The sequence below is a fragment of the Streptomyces sp. AM25 genome, from assembly GCF_058146165.1.
The window spans coordinates 1-16961 of record NZ_JBKIWN010000065.1 but is presented as its reverse complement, the minus strand read 5'-3'; the positions used below and the strand labels follow the sequence as shown (position 1 = coordinate 16961).

The 16961-nt window shown below is 66.8% G+C and carries 16 protein-coding genes and 1 pseudogene; 7 read left to right on the top strand and 10 right to left on the bottom strand.

The window, feature by feature from the left end:
* Positions 1-231 precede the first annotated feature (231 nt).
* From ACLHRZ_RS35550 to ACLHRZ_RS35525, 6 genes are all read right to left on the bottom strand, one after another.
* Positions 232-1254, bottom strand: coding sequence for a hypothetical protein (locus ACLHRZ_RS35550; protein ID WP_490422751.1), 1023 nt, complete (start codon positions 1252-1254; stop codon positions 232-234).
* A 317-nt stretch (positions 1255-1571) separates the two neighbouring features.
* The gene (locus ACLHRZ_RS35545) at positions 1572-1847 is read right to left on the bottom strand and encodes a hypothetical protein (protein WP_490422750.1); all 276 of its coding nucleotides are present in this window, start codon (positions 1845-1847) and stop codon (positions 1572-1574) included.
* Positions 1847-2689: a peptidoglycan-binding protein gene (locus tag ACLHRZ_RS35540; protein ID WP_490422749.1), complete on the bottom strand. Its 843-nt coding sequence runs from the start codon at positions 2687-2689 to the stop codon at positions 1847-1849. The genes ACLHRZ_RS35545 and ACLHRZ_RS35540 overlap by 1 nt, the downstream gene beginning before the upstream one ends.
* A 70-nt stretch (positions 2690-2759) precedes the next feature.
* Complete coding sequence (locus ACLHRZ_RS35535) at positions 2760-2981, bottom strand: hypothetical protein (protein ID WP_490421454.1); 222 nt, start codon at positions 2979-2981, stop codon at positions 2760-2762.
* 75 nt (positions 2982-3056) lie between these two features.
* Entirely contained in the window at positions 3057-3614 is a 558-nt protein-coding gene (locus ACLHRZ_RS35530; protein WP_490422748.1) for a hypothetical protein, read from the bottom strand.
* Positions 3615-3617: 3 nt separating this feature from the next.
* Positions 3618-4220: a hypothetical protein gene (locus ACLHRZ_RS35525; protein WP_490422747.1), complete on the bottom strand. Its 603-nt coding sequence runs from the start codon at positions 4218-4220 to the stop codon at positions 3618-3620.
* A 173-nt stretch (positions 4221-4393) separates the two neighbouring features.
* Between ACLHRZ_RS35525 and ACLHRZ_RS35520 the strand changes: the two genes are divergently transcribed.
* From ACLHRZ_RS35520 to ACLHRZ_RS35490, 7 genes and pseudogenes are all read left to right on the top strand, one after another.
* Positions 4394-5539 carry a Fic family protein gene (locus ACLHRZ_RS35520; protein WP_490422746.1) on the top strand — a complete coding sequence of 382 codons (1146 nt, stop codon included), beginning with the start codon at positions 4394-4396 and terminating at the stop codon, positions 5537-5539.
* 447 nt (positions 5540-5986) lie between these two features.
* Positions 5987-6361, top strand: coding sequence for a hypothetical protein (locus tag ACLHRZ_RS35515; protein ID WP_490422745.1), 375 nt, complete (start codon positions 5987-5989; stop codon positions 6359-6361).
* Entirely contained in the window at positions 6358-6708 is a 351-nt protein-coding gene (locus ACLHRZ_RS35510) for a DUF6247 family protein (RefSeq protein WP_490422744.1), read from the top strand. The genes ACLHRZ_RS35515 and ACLHRZ_RS35510 overlap by 4 nt, the downstream gene beginning before the upstream one ends.
* A complete protein-coding gene (locus tag ACLHRZ_RS35505) occupies positions 6705-6986 on the top strand; it encodes a hypothetical protein (protein WP_490422743.1) in 282 nt (93 codons plus the stop codon). The genes ACLHRZ_RS35510 and ACLHRZ_RS35505 overlap by 4 nt, the downstream gene beginning before the upstream one ends.
* A 615-nt stretch (positions 6987-7601) precedes the next feature.
* Positions 7602-7889 carry a DUF6624 domain-containing protein gene (locus ACLHRZ_RS35500; protein ID WP_490422753.1) on the top strand — a complete coding sequence of 96 codons (288 nt, stop codon included), beginning with the start codon at positions 7602-7604 and terminating at the stop codon, positions 7887-7889.
* A 310-nt stretch (positions 7890-8199) separates the two neighbouring features.
* Positions 8200-8478 carry a hypothetical protein gene (locus ACLHRZ_RS35495; protein WP_490422742.1) on the top strand — a complete coding sequence of 93 codons (279 nt, stop codon included), beginning with the start codon at positions 8200-8202 and terminating at the stop codon, positions 8476-8478.
* An 18-nt stretch (positions 8479-8496) separates the two neighbouring features.
* A pseudogene (locus ACLHRZ_RS35490) lies at positions 8497-9381 on the top strand (methyltransferase domain-containing protein); the annotation flags it as partial.
* A 116-nt stretch (positions 9382-9497) separates the two neighbouring features.
* On the opposite strand, the gene ACLHRZ_RS35485 reads toward ACLHRZ_RS35490, so the two are convergent.
* From ACLHRZ_RS35485 to ACLHRZ_RS35470, 4 genes are all read right to left on the bottom strand, one after another.
* A complete protein-coding gene (locus tag ACLHRZ_RS35485; protein ID WP_490422741.1) occupies positions 9498-11525 on the bottom strand; it encodes a hypothetical protein in 2028 nt (675 codons plus the stop codon).
* Positions 11526-11532: 7 nt separating this feature from the next.
* A complete protein-coding gene (locus ACLHRZ_RS35480) occupies positions 11533-12777 on the bottom strand; it encodes a glycosyltransferase family 2 protein (RefSeq protein ID WP_490422752.1) in 1245 nt (414 codons plus the stop codon).
* A 95-nt stretch (positions 12778-12872) separates the two neighbouring features.
* The gene (locus ACLHRZ_RS35475; protein ID WP_490422740.1) at positions 12873-14378 is read right to left on the bottom strand and encodes an SDR family NAD(P)-dependent oxidoreductase; all 1506 of its coding nucleotides are present in this window, start codon (positions 14376-14378) and stop codon (positions 12873-12875) included.
* A 291-nt stretch (positions 14379-14669) separates the two neighbouring features.
* Positions 14670-16583: an Ig-like domain-containing protein gene (locus ACLHRZ_RS35470; protein WP_490422739.1), complete on the bottom strand. Its 1914-nt coding sequence runs from the start codon at positions 16581-16583 to the stop codon at positions 14670-14672.
* Positions 16584-16961 lie beyond the last annotated feature (378 nt).

Below are 16961 nucleotides of genomic sequence, written 5' to 3'. Positions count from 1 at the left end.
CGCCCCGCCCCGCGGCCCGGCCGGTGAGGAAGCCCAAGCCCGCCGCCCCGAAGAATATTTTCCTGTCCGTGCTGTGACAACCCCCGAAACGCCGAAAGGCCCCCACCCAATCGGGTGGGGGCTTTCGCATACGTGCCGGGCACTCATGGAATGTGTATGAGGGAATCGTCAATCAGCTTTGATTGATTGGTTAGTTAGGGTTCCGTGAAGCCGCGTTACAGTCGGCAGACCTCAGGGGTTGCTGGTGCGGACCTGACCGTCCAGGTTGGGCAAGCTGGGCAGGTTGGGCCGGATATCGCCGTTGTCCGTCACCTTGCTGGAGCAGCCGAAGATGAGGTCGTTGTTCGCCAGCGTGGCCTGGGCGGGTTCCGACCGGAAACCGTCCGGGGAAACGAAAAACACGTTGTAATAGTCGAGAGACTGATTAAGAGCAACCGAACCGTCGTTCTTGTGCGCGTCGGTGTCAATGCCGCCGTTCTCGAACCTGACGTATTTGGTGCCATCGCCGTTTGTGCGTGCCTGATCAAAGGTCTTCGCAGTTGACCAGCCCGGGAAATTGGCAACGCTCGGGCCGATTACCGTTCCGCCGCTGCCCGCCACGGGAAGTAGCGGGTAGTTCAGAATGACATTCTGATCCTGCGAGGCCACGACGACGCGGGTGCCCTCCGGGAGGGTATACCCGTCAGGGAGTTGAGGGACGTATGCGTCGATCGACTTAAACCAAGTTTTGCTCGGGACACCGGGCGTCCCCCAATGACAGTTGGCTGAAATATGAGGCTTGGGGAGCACTTCGGTCAGAATACGGGAAGGAAACTTTACGCTGCCATTCTCCGAGTGGACCTTCTCGCCCTTAAGGTTCTCAAGAGTGACATTACTGATGTCGCCGGATATCAGGTGATCGTCCGACCACTTAAGCGCCGCGCTGAAGCTTCCGGAACCTGTGGGGGGATTGCTGCGAAGACTCAGGTCCCCTGGCCCGCCCACGGCCAGAACCACGTCTTTTTCCGGGCGATCGCGGAAGGTGAGATCATCCTCGGCAGGATCCTGCTTGTCAAGGATGTAGCGTCTGCCTTCCGAGAAGGTGCTCAGAACCAGCTTCCCGTTCTGGTCCAGGACGTGCCATACAGCTCGACTGTCGTCACAGTCGCCTGCTATAAAGCCACGCAGGGTGGTAACAATGGTTCCGGTGCCGTCGTCAGCCCCTGTATAACCCCCGGAAGGCGTGATACAGCCGCCATCCTTGATTTTCATCACGTACCCCCCGTGATCAGTCCCACTGACGGCCTGTGCGACAGACGGAGTGAAGGTGACGGCCCCTGCTGCGAGGATTGCCGTTGACAGTGCGCCTGTGACGTACCGGGACGTATTGAGAGAGAGCTTCATTGAATTCCGTTTCCCGGGCGGGCCGGACCGTGTGCCACAGCTCGCCATCGTTCAAATACCCGACTGCGAAAAAGCTCACGGGTTGCATGTACGGTCACGAGCGTCGCATTCCCCAGCACCCCCCCTCAACCACCGAAATGCTGTATTCGCCAACCGACGAAAGTAGGGGGTGCTGCAGCTCTTCGGCGTCAGGGAGTCTTACGCGCAGCTGCTCGTGCCAGCAGCTCGAACGCCTCCGCGGTCTTCGAGTTCTCCACACGCTGCGTGACCTCACCAGCCCCCAGGAGTGCGGCCATCAGGCCAAGGATCGCTTCCTGAGGGAGGCCGGGTACGTAGAGGGCGACGAGGGTCACGGCTGCTGCGGCGATGCTGTACAGCCGGGCCGGGTGCTCGCGCGCTAGCTCCAGAATCGGGTAGGCCGTGGCCGGCCCGCGGTGCCGACCGCGCTTCGGTATGGATGCCATTACGCCGCCGCCCACCCGAACTCGTCCTTCAGGCGGGCGAGCTGGAGCCTGCCGGGCAGGCCGTCAGCATCCGAACCCCGGTCGCCGATCTTGATCTGATACCGGCGCACCGACTCCTTGTCCGCCGACGTCCACACCGGACCAGGACCTTCCTCGTATGCGGAGCAGCCCGCGGCGACGAGCATGCGGCCAAGCGCCGTGATGTGCCCGCCCTTTGCCCCTGGGCCGTACGCCAGGCCGTGAATCACCACCTGCCCGGAGGACGGGGTGCTCGGCCGCGAACTGCCCCCGGAGGGGAGGTCGCCCTCGGAGGCCTCGTGACCGAAGTAGGTGACGCCGTCTCGGCCCTTCCAGGCCGGGTCTGCGACAACAATGCCTTCGGGGTGATCCGGGTAGCCGTATCCGTAGACGTAAGCCGACTTGCGGGAACGGGCCTTGCGGTAGACGCCGTCACCCTCTGCGGAGCCGGAATCGTTGGTGTTTCCCTCGACCGTGTAAATGACATCGTCCGTGCACGACGTGATGATCCCGACGTGGCTACCGCCCCCGGATCCAAAGTAGCAGATGGCGCCTACCCCGGGGTACTCGGAGAATCGGTCCCGGTCCTCAAACCATGAAACACCCTCAAGACAAGAGACTGTTACGGGGGCCAGGTCGCCGGCTCCGGCCTGGCGGAAAACCCACGAGACGAATGTCGAGCACCAGGGCTCACCATCGCTCCACTCCAGGCCCGGCACGGCCGGGCTGTACTTCTGCTCGTTGTTCCAGTGGCCGTCTTCGTAGCCTTCCTGGTAGCCGACCTCACCACGAGCGGTGTCAAGAATCTTCTGAGCAACAGCCATGTAATCTCCTTACGTTGGGAATGAAAAAGGCCCGCGAATGCGGGCCATTGATCGGGGTTCGTTAGTTGGATTACTCCGTTGCAGGCCGGAGGAGCCTGGACGGGTCGAGCGCGGTCAGGAGCGCGATCAGGCGGGCATTTTCCTGCTCGATGCGCTTCAGCCGCTCCTTGATCTCCGCCAGGTCTTCCTGAAGGCGGTCGGCCCGTGCTTTCTGGGCCTCCGCCTCCTCCCGCCAGACCTCCGCGGTCTTGGCATCCCTCGACGCCTTCACGACGACGATGCCGCCGACCACGGTGGCCAGGATTCCGACAATCCCGAAGAGATCCAGGATCGTTGATGTGTTGATGGCACCCCTCCTTGTCGGGGTCTATCTGCTGGCGGCGGGTGCGATCAGCACCGCCGACAGCCGGTTGAGTTGTGCGCTGGTACGCGAGCCGACCGACACCTCCCACGCGCCTGCACCCGGTGCTGCACTCGCGCGCAGACTGATGCGGTCGCCCGCTTCGGCGAAGCCCACCCCGCGCAGCGAGCACGTCACGTAAGTGCCGGGCACAACAACGGGGTTGTTGGATCGGAACCATTCCCGGTCGTCCTGGTTGTGCTGGTTGAAGGCGGCCAGACGCAGGGAGGGCTTCTTCGAGGTGTCCTTGGGCGACAGGGCAGTGAAGTCGGCGGCCAGGAAGTAGAAGCCGGACACCGGCACCGTGTAGGACTCGCCCCCGTTCGAGGACCAGGCCCCCGCCCACTCCGCCGTGTCCCACACGAGGGTCTTGAACATGCCGTCGTCCGGAATGCTGGCCACCTTGCTGACACCTGTCAGCGCGAGGCGTACCGGGTTTGCGAGCTCGCGGTGGACGTCCCGGACACGGGCGTTCATCTTGGCGGCGTCCGCGAGATCACGCGGTGCCCAGTCGGGAAACTCCACGCCTCACCCCTTCCTGCTTGTGGCGCCGGGGGCGAGCATCACCGCGGAGAAGGCGTTCCACCGTTCCTCGCGGACGTCGTTGCCGTAGTCGCGCCAGGTCACGCCGGTACCGGTGCCGAGTAGAACGGTCGACAGGGTGTCACCCTGGTCGAGGTACACCAGCTCGGTGGCGCACAGGGAGGATGGGTAGTCGGCGCGGGTGTTCTGCCGCTGCCGCAAGGACACCAAGGTTCCGTTCTTCAGCAGCTGCACTTGGTACGAGCCGAACGCACCGGTCGGGCCGTCCCGCTGCGTCGCCAGGCAGAACGAGACGAGATACACGCCCGCCGCCGGGGCGGTGACGGCGGTGCCGTCACGGCTGAGGGACCAGCCGCCGCATTCCTCCATGCCCGAGCCCGACCAGCCGAGCCGGGCCGGCTGGTTCGACGGTGCCGAATACCCGAGCGTGTACCGCAGCGAGAACCGCGGCGGGTTGAACAGAGCCCGGTACGGCTTGGCGATGCGCGCGTGCATGAGAGCCGGGGTGATCTGCTCGCCGTCACTCCAGTCCCCGGCGGGAACGAACGGCGAGGGCGCCGTCGTGAACGCGGGCGCAGGTGCCACCATCCACGCGGACAGCGTCGTCTCCGATGCGCCCGTCTGGATCGCGTAGGAGGTGCTCGGACCGCCTTGGCGGCATCCTCCACGCGTACGGACATGCTGCGTGACCTGTACGAACGGGGATTCAGCAAGTGCAACCGATGTTTGACATGATGATGCAGTCATGGTGTCATCGAGTCATGTTGTACAAGACTCCGGCGCTGGACGCCGACGACCACCGCGTCCTGGCGGAGATCGAGGAGATGCGGCACAAGCTGCGGCATCAGCTGCGTGCGCAGCCACGGTGGTCGGGGCAGCTGCGGCGGAACCTGACGGCGCGGGCGATCGCCGGGTCGAACACGATCGAGGGCTACGCCGCGACCGTGGACGATGTCGAGGCGCTGATGGCCGGCGAGGAGCCGCTGGAGACCGAAGACCGTACCCGGGTGGAGCTGGAGGGCTACCAGCGTGCGATGGCCTACATTCAGGCTCTGGCGGATGCCGGCCCGGAGTTCCGGTACGACGCAGGCCTGCTGGGCGGGCTGCACTTCATGCTCCAGGGACACCACCTGGACAAGCGCCCAGGCCGCTGGCGGGACGGGCCGGTGTATGTCACCAGCCCCGACGACCCGCTCGTGCCCGCCTACACCGCCCCCGGCTCCGAACACGTCCCTGAGCTGATGAGGGAGCTGATCGGCTGGCTCAACGACGGCGACCTGGACGCGCCCGTGCACGTGCGCGCATCGATGGCGCATCTGAACCTGGTCAACGTCCACCCGTGGAAGGACGGGAACGGGCGCATGTCCCGGGCCTTGTCCACGCTGGTGTTCGCCCGTGAGGCCGAGCAGATGCTGCCGCCGGAGTTCTCCAGCATCGAGGAGTGGCTGGGCCGCGGTCAGAACACCTACGCCTACTACCAAGTCCTCCAGCAGGTCGGCGGCCCGAACTGGAGTCCCGAACGCGACACGCATCCCTGGATCCGGTTCTGCCTCAGCGCCCACCACCGCCAGGCCCAGCAGGCCCAGCGCCGCACCGACTTGCTCGCCCGCGCCTGGATCCACCTGGGCGAGGCCACCGCCGCCGACGGCCTGGACGAACGCGTCGTCCACGCCCTGCTTCCCGCCTTCTGGGGCTCAAAGGTCCGCCGCACCGTCTACCAGCAGGACGCCGACCTCTCCGACCAGCAGGCCATCCGCGACATCCGCGACCTGGTCCGCATCGGCTGGCTGGCCCCACACGGCAAGGCCCGCGCCCGTCACTACGGCCCCGGGCCGCGCCTGGACGCCGCCCAACAGGAGGTCCGCCAGTCCCTGGAGCCGTTCGCCGACCCCTACCGGCGCAGCTGATCGCCGGTCTGCGCGACCGGTTCGCCGACGCAGCGGGTACGACCACCGCCCGGGCTCCCTCCCACTCCCTTGCCACTCGCTCACCGCCGACAGACGCAGCAGAGCGAACGCATACGCCACGCACAGGCAGGCCAGTCGCATCAGCACGATCGATCATGCATGCCCCTGAATCAACCGGCATCTAGAGATGCACCCCCGTTGATCTGCACAGGAACATGATTCGAAAGATCAACTGGGAGAGGATTGGGAACAGGCCCTCGAACTCTCTTGGTACAGCGGTGAGTTCGGCCATGAGCCAGGCCTGCTCACCCCCCTGGAATGCTGGGACTTCGTGCTCACCTGCGAGGCGGTGAGAGGAGATCCGCAGAGCAAGACATGCATGACCGTCATGCCATATGCTCTGTGTCCCACGACCTGTGCCGCGCGGCACACCCAAGGAGGAGCCCCATGGCAGTCAAGACGGTCACCGTCGAAACCGCCGTATGGGAAGACGCACGCAAGCAAGCAGCCAGGGACCGACTGCCCATCGCCGGCGCGCTCGCGGCCCTCCTCACTGCGTATGCCAGCGACACCATCACCATCACACCACCCGCGTACACCCACGGCCGCGACCGAGGACGCTGGACAGCCGACATCGACCCCGCCCTCTGGCAGAACGCGGACGCCGCGCGCAAGAAGACCACGCTGCGGTCCATGAGCGCCCTGTGCGAGCTCCTCCTGCGCGGCTACACGGCGGGCACCGTCACCATCGCCATCACCGCGGCCGGCCACGCCCGCGACGAAGCCGACCAGCCCACCCATAACGAGGAGGCAGCTGCGTGACCGCGCAGACCCACACAGCCGCAGACGGGCCGCTGATCCCCCTGCCCGACAGGACACCCGCCGCCCTCCGCGTCGCTGTCACCCGCCTCAACCCCGCCGCCCTGGCCCAGTTCGACCAGCACTGGGAGATGACAACCCGCGAGGCCCACGACGCCTACGACCTCGCCCCCTTCCGGGCCTTCACCGAGCACTGGTTCACCTGGGTCGCCGTCCACCGCCGCCCGTACCTCGCCGCCCGCCTGCACGAGTGCGAGCAGACCGTCGCCCAGGCCGAGGACCGCACCGAACGCCGCGCCGCCGCCGCCGAGATCAGCCGCATCCTCCGCACGGCCACGGAGGCCGCGTGAGCGACTGGACGTGGGAGTACCTCCCCGACGCCGAACACATCGTCGGAGGACTCACCGACGACCAGCGCGCCGCCGTCGAGGCCATCGCCCAACGCATCGCCGACGCCGTCGGCGTACGCCGCATCGGTCACCCCTTCGACATCACCGAGTCCGCCTCCGGCGTCCGCACGCACGCCGAGGCCGACCTGATGCTCTGGTACCAGGAGGACTACCGCGACGACGTGGTCCTCATCCTGCGCGTACAGCACCTCCTGGCAGAGAGCGAGACGCCCGGATGAGCGCCCAAGGAAGACCGGCCGACCTCGGCCGGTATAACGCCGGAGGGGACCGCGCGCGCCGCAATGCGAGGAGCCCCGCGGACCGGTGGTCTCCGACGAGCACCAGTGGCCCGTGATCCGGACCCGGAGCGCGGCCCGCATCGTGGCCGCCGGGTTCACCGGCCTGTGAGGGATCAAGCTGCCGGCCTCGGGGGACTTCGTGCTCACCGCGGTGTTGTTCGCAGCCGCGGCCACCGTGGCGCTATCGGCGGTGAGGGCGCTCACCTCGCGGGTGAGCCGGATACGGGCGCTGCACTGCCCGCGCTGCCAACTCCGCTTCCAGCCCGCCCCATGCCAGAACGCGATGACTCATACCCAATATCAAGCAGCTCTGCTCGTCGGCGTGTTCGTGGCGGCGAGTGGTTCCATGGGAGCAGCCGTCGCTGACTATTCGGGGAGTCGATAGACCGCGGGCACGGTCTTGACCCCCGCGGCAAGCAGAGCCGCGCCGTCCGCCAGTGCGATCCCTGCCGCCGGGTGTCACCACGGCGAACCGCGGGAAACCAGCCCTCATGACCATGGCCAGGAAACAAGGCCGGACGCTCTGGCCAAGCGCCTGATCACCGCGCGGCCTGGATCATTGCGCAGCACGCGGACGCGGACGGGCACCGTGGATTCCAGGAGCACGCCCTCGAACTGCTCCGGGCGGCCGTCGAGGCCGGCGACGCTATGCCGTGGCAGCTCGCGATGCTCACCGACCGCTGCCTGCTCCATCGCAACGAGCTGCAACTGTACGGATCGCAGTACGTAGACGGCGAGCCACACCAAATCGCGGATCCCAAACACCTCGACGAACGCCGCGCCGCCGCCGGTCTTGGTCCGCATGCGGAGTACGACGCCCAGATGCGACAGACGAACCAGTGATGCACGGCGCTGGGTGAAAGCGGCGTGTCACGAAGGGCCGGGCAGCTAGGGTGGTGTGCTCCGCGAGCTGAACTGGAAGGCGCTCCAAGGGCGCGGCATGCAGGTAGTGCCGCAGGCCGTCTGTCCCGAACACCGGTCCACCACTACTGTGGCCTGCCTCATATTGCCGAAGGTGGGAGGGGACCCTGGGCAAGCGCGGGAAGGACGACAAGGGGAAGGGCGACATGCTCCCGGGGCAGCCGTGGACACCGCCGAAAGAGAAGCCCCAGACCGACGGCGACATGCCCAAGGGCGACGGAAAGCGCGGGAAGTGAACTCACCGAACAGCTGGAACGGCCTCGTCGCCGAGCTCGCGGCGGACGGCGTGCTGACCACCGAGCGGGAGCCCGTGTTCCGGGACTTGCCCCGGACCGGGTTCCTGCCCGATGTGATGTGGCAGAACGACGTGGCGACGGGCGACGTCGTGCTCGTGGACCGGGCCCGCGATCCGCAGCGGTGGCGCGCGGCGGCCGAGTCCGGCGATCCACTGGTGACCCAGTGGGACGACGGCGAACACCAGGGCCCAGAACCCGGCCAGGTGGCCTCCTAGTCGGCGTCCGAGCCGTCTGTCGTCGCCGCGATGCTCCGCGCCCTCGATGTACATCTGGGGCAGCGCGCGTTGGAGGTCGGCACCGGCACGAGCTGGAACGCCGGCCACCTCGCGTCCCGTATCGGCCCCGCCAACGTGGTCAACGTCGAGGTGGACCAGGTTCTCGCCGATACCGCGCGCGCGACCTTGGCACGGCACGGGTTGGGGGAGGTCACCGTGGTGCACGGGGACGGATTTCGCGGGTACCCCGCCAAGGCGCCGTACGACCGAATCGTCGCCACCTGCGGACTGCACACCATCCCTCGGGCCTGGATCGAACAGTGCCGACCTGGCGGCGTGATCGTGACGCCGTGGGGCACCGCCTTCACACGCACGGAGGCCACGGTCGCCCTCACCGTCACGCACGACGGGCAGGCGAGTGGGAAGTTCATGGACCTGGTGCGGTTCATGAACTTGCGGTCCCAGCGGTGGGAGCGGCCCGAGTACGCGGACTATGTGACCGCCGAGTCCCGGGAGCAGGCCGAGCAGTCCAGCACGGCGCTCACGCTGGACGAGACCTTCGGCAGCAGCGAGTGGGACATCCACCGGTTCGTCCTCGGCCTGCTCGTCCCTGGCTGCACGGTGGTCTTCGACGGGCCGCAGGACGGGCGCCAGCCGGTGTGGCTGTGCAGCCTCACGGACCGGTCCTGGGCCTGCACCCTTTTCCGCGAGGGCGGCAAGGAGTCCACGGTCTACCAGTACGGCGAGCGCCGCCTATGGGACGAAGTCGAAGCGGCTTATGCCTGGTGGCGGGAGCAGGACCGGCCCGGCCTTGGCCGCCTCGGTCTGACCGTGACCGCTGACGGGCAGCGCATCTGGGTGGACAACCACGAGAACCCGATCCGACTGCGCGAGCCAGCGTGAGCGGCTGCGCCCTTGCCGGCGCTGGGAACCGTGGTCCCCTGCGCCGACGGTGCTCTTCAGAGGCACTGATCCCCTTGCCTCGCCCGCGCCCCGTATCCCGGTGCACGCGCCCCGGGTCACCCGCACCCGGCCCGTGGTGCCCCGGCTGTTTCACAACGGCGGTCGGCCCTGCCCTCCAGGGCGCGCAAGGCAGCGTTGAAGCGTTCCATGGAGCCCGGCGCCGCGGGACCTACGAGGTAGTCCTTCAACTCCGCCCGGGCATGGGCGAGGTGGTCCTGACTCCTGAAGTGGACGGCGGCAGTGAGCACGTCGATGCCGGCCGCGTCCTTGGAGAGGATCACGGCCGCACGTGCGGCCGTGATCCTGCGCCGGAACTCCTCGGCACCCAGGCCGCCGGCGTCCGTAACGGCGTACGGTTTGCCGGTGACCAAGAAGTCCGACACCACGCTGGAGATATCCGCCACCAGGCCGTCCGAAGCGTTGAAGCACTCGTAGAGTGAGGGCCCGGAATCCGAGACGACGCGGTGTTCCCAGGCGGGGAAGGAGCGCCAGTAGGCGTTGTTCCGCGCCTTGCGCCGACGCATCGCCGCGGCGTGATGCATGGTGTCGGCCCGGCTGTCCCGGGAGCGCTCGGCCTCGTCAGCGGGCGCGGCCGCGGCCTGCCCAAGACCCACCGGCTCCGCTTCGATGCGCGACATTTCAGCCCTGGCCTGTGCGACGGCGTGACGGTCGGCCGTCCAGCGGGGATCGGCACGCCGCTCGGCCGCGGCGTCCTCGATCAGGCAGATGATCCGGCGGTGAGCCTCGGCGGCGGCCGCACTGCGAATACCCGTCAGGGGGTGAGGCCGGTAGAGGACCCGCACCGGCGGATCCGCCGACACGAGGGCGCGCACAATGCTCTCACCTGCACAGATCAGCGATGTGTTGCCAGGCGTGTCGTCCCAGCCCTCCCACGTCGGGGCGTATAGGACGGTCGGGATCTGCCCCGGCCGCGGCCCCGGCCACACCGTCAACTGGTCGAGCTGGGGCCGTCCGACCTCGACCACGTTCTCGTCCTGCACACCCACGTCGGCCAGGGTGTAGCGGTCGCGTCCCGCGCGGCCGGCCGTCCACACCTCGTCGTACGCCTTGCAGTAGGGGTTGACACTGGCGACCTTGTCGCTGTCGCCGTGCCCGATGAAGACATGCTTCTTCGTCGGCACCCGCAACAGGTGGATGTTCTTTCCGACGTTCGCGGCGTAGAACGCGACGCGAGCGCTGGACAGGTCCATGTTCATCAGGTGCACGCCGTTGGGTACGCAGATCACCGGCACCGTCGTCGGCCCGAGGAGCGGGACCGTGTGGCGCTCGCGCAGCAGGATCAGCGGCCGTCCCTCCAGTCTCTCCATCGTGCTCAACCACATGTTGACCTGGTAGGCCGAGTCCTTGGAGCCGGAGAAGTAGAGCACGGCGGTGGGCCGGTAGTCGCGCAACCAATCGTCCACCGCGGCCAGCACGGTGTCGGCGGGCGGCGGGGTGCGCCGTGGGCTCGCGTAGGGACGCAGTACCGCCACGTACACGACGGCCAGGGTCACTGTCACGGCCGGTCCGAGGACACCGGCCTCGCCCGTCCCGGTGCCGGCCGCCGCCAACAGACCCGCCACGGCGGCCAGGTCCAAGTGCAGCATCTTCTGCGCGGCCCGGTGGACGAGCCGCTGCGGCGGCCCGTCGGGGATCCGGATCGCCGACAGATCGACGTTTCGGGTGACCACCGGCAGCCGGCGGCGTGCGCGGATCAACCGGATCAGTGCGCTGTGCGGTGCCTGCAGTGCATAGAACGCCGCGAAGCACACCACACCGGCGACCAATGCCTCCTCCTCTTGCGGAACGGCCCGCGTGAGCAGCACGACGAGGAGGAACTGTCGGACGAGGAAGCGCGTGGTGACGCCGGCGCGCAACTGGCTCAGCCGACGCAGCACTGGTCCACTGCACCGGTGCAGACAGCCGTCCGCCAGGTACGTCCCCGCGCATGCGAGCGTGAACAGCGCGACGTGCGGCATCAGGGCGGCGGCGAGCAGGACGACGTAGCTCGCCGACAGCGCGGCCAGACTGATCAGTTCGCTGCGGCGGCCTATTCCGGCAGCACGGACAACAGTGGAGAGCACGGACGACCTACTTAGGAGAATGCGATGACGTTGGCGGCGTGGCGGATGGAGGCTTTTGCGGGGCGGACCCCAGGGTCCGTGTCCGCGGGCCGGCCTGGGCCCGCGCCGCCCGTGTGCTGTGTGTGCGCAGCAGGCGGACCAGGCGCCGAATGCGCCGTACGGGCCGGCGCTTCCCGACCCACCGGACCGTGTCCGATGACAGCGACTCGCGCGTTGTGACGGTGTAGAGCGCAAGGGGGGCTTCCCTGCCCGCTTCGTTGAAACAGGGATACGCCAGGTAGATCCTGCGGCGCCGGGTGTCGATGACCGTCCTCGGCGGTGTCTTCGCCCGGAGGAACTCCAGCACCTGGATGAGGAAGGCCAGCCTCTGCCCGGCAACGCAGTGCAGGCGCAGCCGTTCGTTGACCTTCAGACGTCGCGCCACGCCGTCGGTCCAGTACTCCTGCATCAACGGCCGGGCCAAGTCGAGCTTGTGCAGTTGGACTTCCTCGCTGTCGGCCAGGAATCCGGTGCCGAACTGAGGCAGCAGAGTGATCAGGAACGGGCGGACCATGAGCAGATCCCGCTTCTCCCCCGCCGGTACATGCTGCTTGATCAGCCGCATCAGGGCGCGTGCCGAGTCGAAGCGGAGGGTGTAACTGCCGCTCTTGGTAACGTGGTTGCCGTCTTCGCGCCCCACCAGGTAATAGCAGGTGTAATCGGCGACCACGGAGACCCCGCCGGCCCGCAGATACGCCTCCATCGTGAACAGCGCGTCCTCGCCGGTCCTGAGTCCCTCGTCGAAGCGCATGTCGTGCTGCACCAGCAGTGCGCGCCGGAACAGCTTCTGCGCGCTGAGCGTGAATTTGATGTTGGAGGAGAAGACGTCGGTCCGGTCCAGGGAGCGGCCCCACATCGACTTCGGCGCGCCGCGGTTGACGCCGACCACCTTGCCGAGCACCACGTCCGTTCCGTTGCGGTCCGCTGCGTCGACCATCCGCTCCAGAGCTTCGTCACCCAGGTAGTCGTCGGCGTCCATGAAGAAGACGTATCGGCCTTGGGCAAGCCCCAGCCCCACATTGCGCGGGCCACTGGGCCCACCGGAGTTGGGCTGACGCACCAGCTGCATCGGGACCCGGGACGAGGCCGCGAACTCGGCCAGATGGTCGCCGCTGCCGTCGGTGGAGCCGTCGTCCACCGCGATGATCTCGATGCGGCCGGGCCCCAGGGTCTGGCTGGCTACGGACTTCAGACACCGCGTGAGGTACGGCATGGCGTTGTACACGCCGATCACCACGGTCACATCGGGGACCGACGCGCAGCCGCCCGCACGGCCCGACGTCGTCACGTGCTCGGACACCACGGCGCTCACCGCCGCACCGGGCCGGTGCCCGGAGCAGGTGCGGGGCCGGCCGCCGGCACGGACGCCTCGCCGAAGGCGGCACCATTCATCGGGTCCTGCCGCCTGACGTCGATCACGTGCCCGGTGAGCCGGGAGATCAGTACGTCGACCGAGGTCCGGGCGACGGCCTCGGACGTGAGGAGTGAATCGACTGGCTCCTCGCCGAATGCGTTGAGGCGCATCGGCGTACGGGTGCGTTCGGGGTTGATGCAATTGACCCGGATTCCGTCCGCGGCCCATTCGTCGGCGAGCGCCTGGGTGAGGTTCACCATGGCGGCCTTCGCCGAAGAGTAGAGGCTGTAGCCCGACCGGCCACGGGTGTAACTGCTGGAGGTGTAGAGCAGCAACTGACCCCGGCTTTGCGCGAGATAAGGGTGCGCTGCGCGCGCGATGTACACCGGAGCGAGGTAGTTGACCGCCGTGTCCTCCTCGATGCCCTCGATCCCGGTCTCGGCGAGTTTGCCCGTGCGCAGGACACCCGCGGTGTTGACCACGTAGTCGATACGGCCGGTCTCGGCGTAAGCGGCGGCCAATGCGCTTTCGACATGCCCCGGCCGTTCGACGTACGTGCCGGACAGGGAGCGGCTGTGGGCGAAGACACGCGCCCCGTGCCGCTCGGCGAAGGCGGCGACGTCCGCTCCGATGCCGTAACTCGCACCGAAGATGACGACGGCCTTGCCGTCGAGCTGCGTCCGGTAGTCCTCCGCGGAGCGGGGCTCCGGGGCCGCGTGCGAGGCGAGTTGGAAGAGCTTGTCGGCGAGGTAGATGTCGACGGGATACGTGACCTTCATGTTGTGCTCGTCGCCGTGCACCACATGGATCGGGACCTCGGGAAGGTAGCGCAGCACCACGGCGCAGTCGTCGGTGGCCTCGAAGAACGGGTCGCGCATGGCGGCTTCGTACGCCTCGCGGATGACGGAGAGCTTGAACGCCTGCGGTGTCTGTCCCCTGCGCAGCCGGGCCCGGCGCGGGATGTCCGCGATGAACTCTCCCTCGCCTTCCAGTTCGTGGGTCACCACCACGGTGTCGGACGACGGGATCGCCACGTCGACGGCTCGGTGCTTGTCCAGAGCGGTGATGCAGTCGGCGACGATGCGCGGGGACAGGAGCGGCCTCACGGCGTCGTGGAAGAGCACGTTCACGTCCCGGTCCGCGCCCAGCACGCGCTCCGCCCACGCGATCGCACGCTGTGTGGTGTCGCTGCGCGAAGCTCCGCCGGCCTGGACGCCGCGGACCTTGGTCATGCCCGAAGCCGCCACCAGTTCCTCCACGGCGTCGACGAAGTCCCGGTGCATGAACACCACGATGTCGTCCACGCCCGGACAGTCCTCGAAGACCTGGAGGGAGTGCTCGATGATCGTCTTTCCGGCGATTTTGACAAGCTGCTTCGGCATTGCGAGGCCCACTCGTTGCCCGGTCCCCCCGGCCAGGACGACGGCAACGGTGCGAGGAGCGGATATACGTTCTTTCACGGGTTCCTAGTCATTCCTGTGAGGTCCGAGGCGGGATGTGGTGCAGGTATCGCACGTATCCCGTATGCGGCCGGCCCGAGTATCCGGTCGGTTGGTGCGGCCGTACCCGCCGCCTTCCCGATCCGCGCCGATGCGGAATCCGGGGATGACGCATACAAAGTTACGGCGGACGTCAGCAGCGAATCCCTGACAAAAGTCAACAGCCCGTCGCCGATGGTGAGGTCCGGCCTGCCGCGGATACGGCACTGGGCCGTGCACCTCAGGTGCACGGCCCAGTGGATTCGGGGTGGGTTACTTGACGGTGAAGGTGACCGTGGTGGTGGTCGTTTGGCCCTCAGCGGTGATGCCCGTGGCGGTCACCGTGTGCTTGCCCGACGTGAACGTCGGCAGAACGTTGTTGGCGATCCACCACTCGCCCTTGGCGTTGACGCCGACCGTACGGATCTCCTTGCCGTCCTCGGTCAGCTTGACCTGCTTGACGCCCTTGTCGAAGGCGGCCGTGCCCTCGAACTTGACACGGTTGTCGTCCAAGTCGGCGTTGGCCTCCGGCGTCGTGATCACCGGAGCGCCGGCGTCGACCGCGACGTTGAAGGTGACCTCGGAGGACTTGCCCTCACCGTTGGCGGTGATGGAGGTGGCGGTCACCGTGTGCTTACCAGGCGTGAACTCCGGAAGGACGTCGTTGCTGATCCACCACTCGTTCTTGGAGTTGACGCCGACCGTGCGGATCTCCTTGCCGTTCTCGGTCAGCTTGACCTTGGTGACACCCTTGTCGTTCGCGGCGGTGCCCTCGAACTTGACCTGCGGCTTGTCCTGGGTGCTGTCGGCCTCCGGCTTGATGATCACCGGGGCGTCGCCCTGAGCCTGCGGCTTCACCTCGAAGGTGACCTCGGAGGACTTGCCCTCACCATCGGCAGTGACGGAGGTGGCGGTCACCGTGTGGGAGCCCTCGGTGAACTCCGGAAGGGCATTGTTGCTGATCCACCACTTGCCCTGGGCATTGACGCCGACCGTGCGGACTTCCTTGCCGTCCTCGGCCAGCTTGACCTTGGTGACGCCCTTGTCGTACGCGGCGGTGCCCTCGAACTGGACCTGCGGCTTGTCCTGGGTACTGTCGGCCTCCGGCTTGGTGATCACCGGGGCGTCGGCGCCAGCGGGCTGCTGCGCCTTCACAACCACCGCGTGGTAAGCGCCCATGGAGAACGCAGCAGTGCCATACCTGGACGAGTCCGGGATCACTGCAGACTTGAAGGTGTCGGATTTGTTGTCCCAGCTGATGAGGCTGCCGTCGGCCTTCTTGGCCATGGACGCATCGCGGCCGGTCGAGATGGCCGTCACGCCGGACTTGGCTTCGTCCGGAATGACGACCTTCATGTTCGTGTTGTTTCCGTCCTGGTAGTTACCCCAGGAAATGACACTGCCGTCGTCCTTCAGCGCGATCCAGTGGTTGCCCATGCAGTTCGCCGAAATGGCCTTTACACCCGAGAGCGCCTCATCCGGGACGGTTACCGGCTTGGCACTATTCTGGACCACACCCCAGGCAACGACCTCTCCGTTGTCCTTCAGAGCGAGAGAAAAGTACTGGCCAGCGGCAATGGCCTTCACACCGGACTTGGCCTTATCCGGAACCTTTGCCTGCCCGTAGTTCGCCCCGCCCTCTGCACCCCAGGCAATGACCCCGCCGTTCTTGAGGGCCAGGCCGTGGTAGGCGCCGGCAGCGATGGCGGTCACCCCGGACTTCGCCTCCTCCGGGACCTTCTGCTCGCCGTAGTCATTGCCCTCGTCCCAAGCGATGACCTTGCCGCCCTTCAGCGCCAGGCTGAAGCCATGCGATGCGGCGATTGCGTCCACCCCGGACTTGGCCTCGTCAGGGACATTGTTGATACCCCACGGGTTTGTTGACCCAATGCCAATGACTTCACCCTTGGTGGTCAGAGCCAGCGAGTTGTTCTCGCCGCCGGAAACCTGCTTCACATCGTCGTAGGTGGCGCCGGCCTGAGGCTTGGTTTCACCACGGGTTCCCCACACCTCCACCTCTCCCGATTCCTGACGGGCCTGGTTCCCGGAGGCCAGTGCCAGCGCCGAAGCAGCCGGGGAAGCGCCCGCTTCGGTGGCGGCAACTGCCGCAGGACCAGCTACACCAATCACGACAGAAGCCGCGAGAGCGATTATGACCGAGCGCTTAGTCAAGCGAGTACGCCGCATAGCCCAATTCTCCCTTAAGAGGGTTCGTGCCGATGCACGAGCAGTGATTTCTCTCGAACTTCCTGCAGGCTGGAGGCTCTATTCAAGACGATCGAAGAAGCCTGAATATTCGACCGAACTCCATCTTGCGGTCGATGCCTCAACCTTGCATTGACACGAGCGTAACGAGCCCATGAAGGATCCAAAGAAGCGCAAAGTTGATACCATAAGGTTTAATAATCAACTACTGGTAATCCAATGGCAATCCGAACGATGACTGCTTTCGCGAAGGGATCGACCACCGCCGCGCAGAACAGGTCGATCCGAGCGCGGACACGCAAAGGAGCCGCCCTTCACAGGCAGCCCCTTGAGCAGGGCGATTGCAAAGTCGCGGTGATC

What these genes read in the sequence shown, in the direction of transcription:
- ACLHRZ_RS35545 (WP_490422750.1), bottom strand. Translation starts at nt 1,847, where the DNA reads ATGGCATCCATACCGAAGCGCGGTCGGCACCGCGGGCCGGCCACGGCC.
- ACLHRZ_RS35540 (WP_490422749.1), bottom strand. Translation starts at nt 2,689, where the DNA reads ATGGCTGTTGCTCAGAAGATTCTTGACACCGCTCGTGGTGAGGTCGGC.
- ACLHRZ_RS35525 (WP_490422747.1), bottom strand. Translation starts at nt 4,220, where the DNA reads ATGGTGGCACCTGCGCCCGCGTTCACGACGGCGCCCTCGCCGTTCGTT.
- ACLHRZ_RS35520 (WP_490422746.1), top strand. Translation starts at nt 4,394, where the DNA reads ATGTTGTACAAGACTCCGGCGCTGGACGCCGACGACCACCGCGTCCTG.
- ACLHRZ_RS35515 (WP_490422745.1), top strand. Translation starts at nt 5,987, where the DNA reads ATGGCAGTCAAGACGGTCACCGTCGAAACCGCCGTATGGGAAGACGCA.
- ACLHRZ_RS35480 (WP_490422752.1), bottom strand. Translation starts at nt 12,777, where the DNA reads ATGCCGTACCTCACGCGGTGTCTGAAGTCCGTAGCCAGCCAGACCCTG.
- ACLHRZ_RS35470 (WP_490422739.1), bottom strand. Translation starts at nt 16,583, where the DNA reads ATGCGGCGTACTCGCTTGACTAAGCGCTCGGTCATAATCGCTCTCGCG.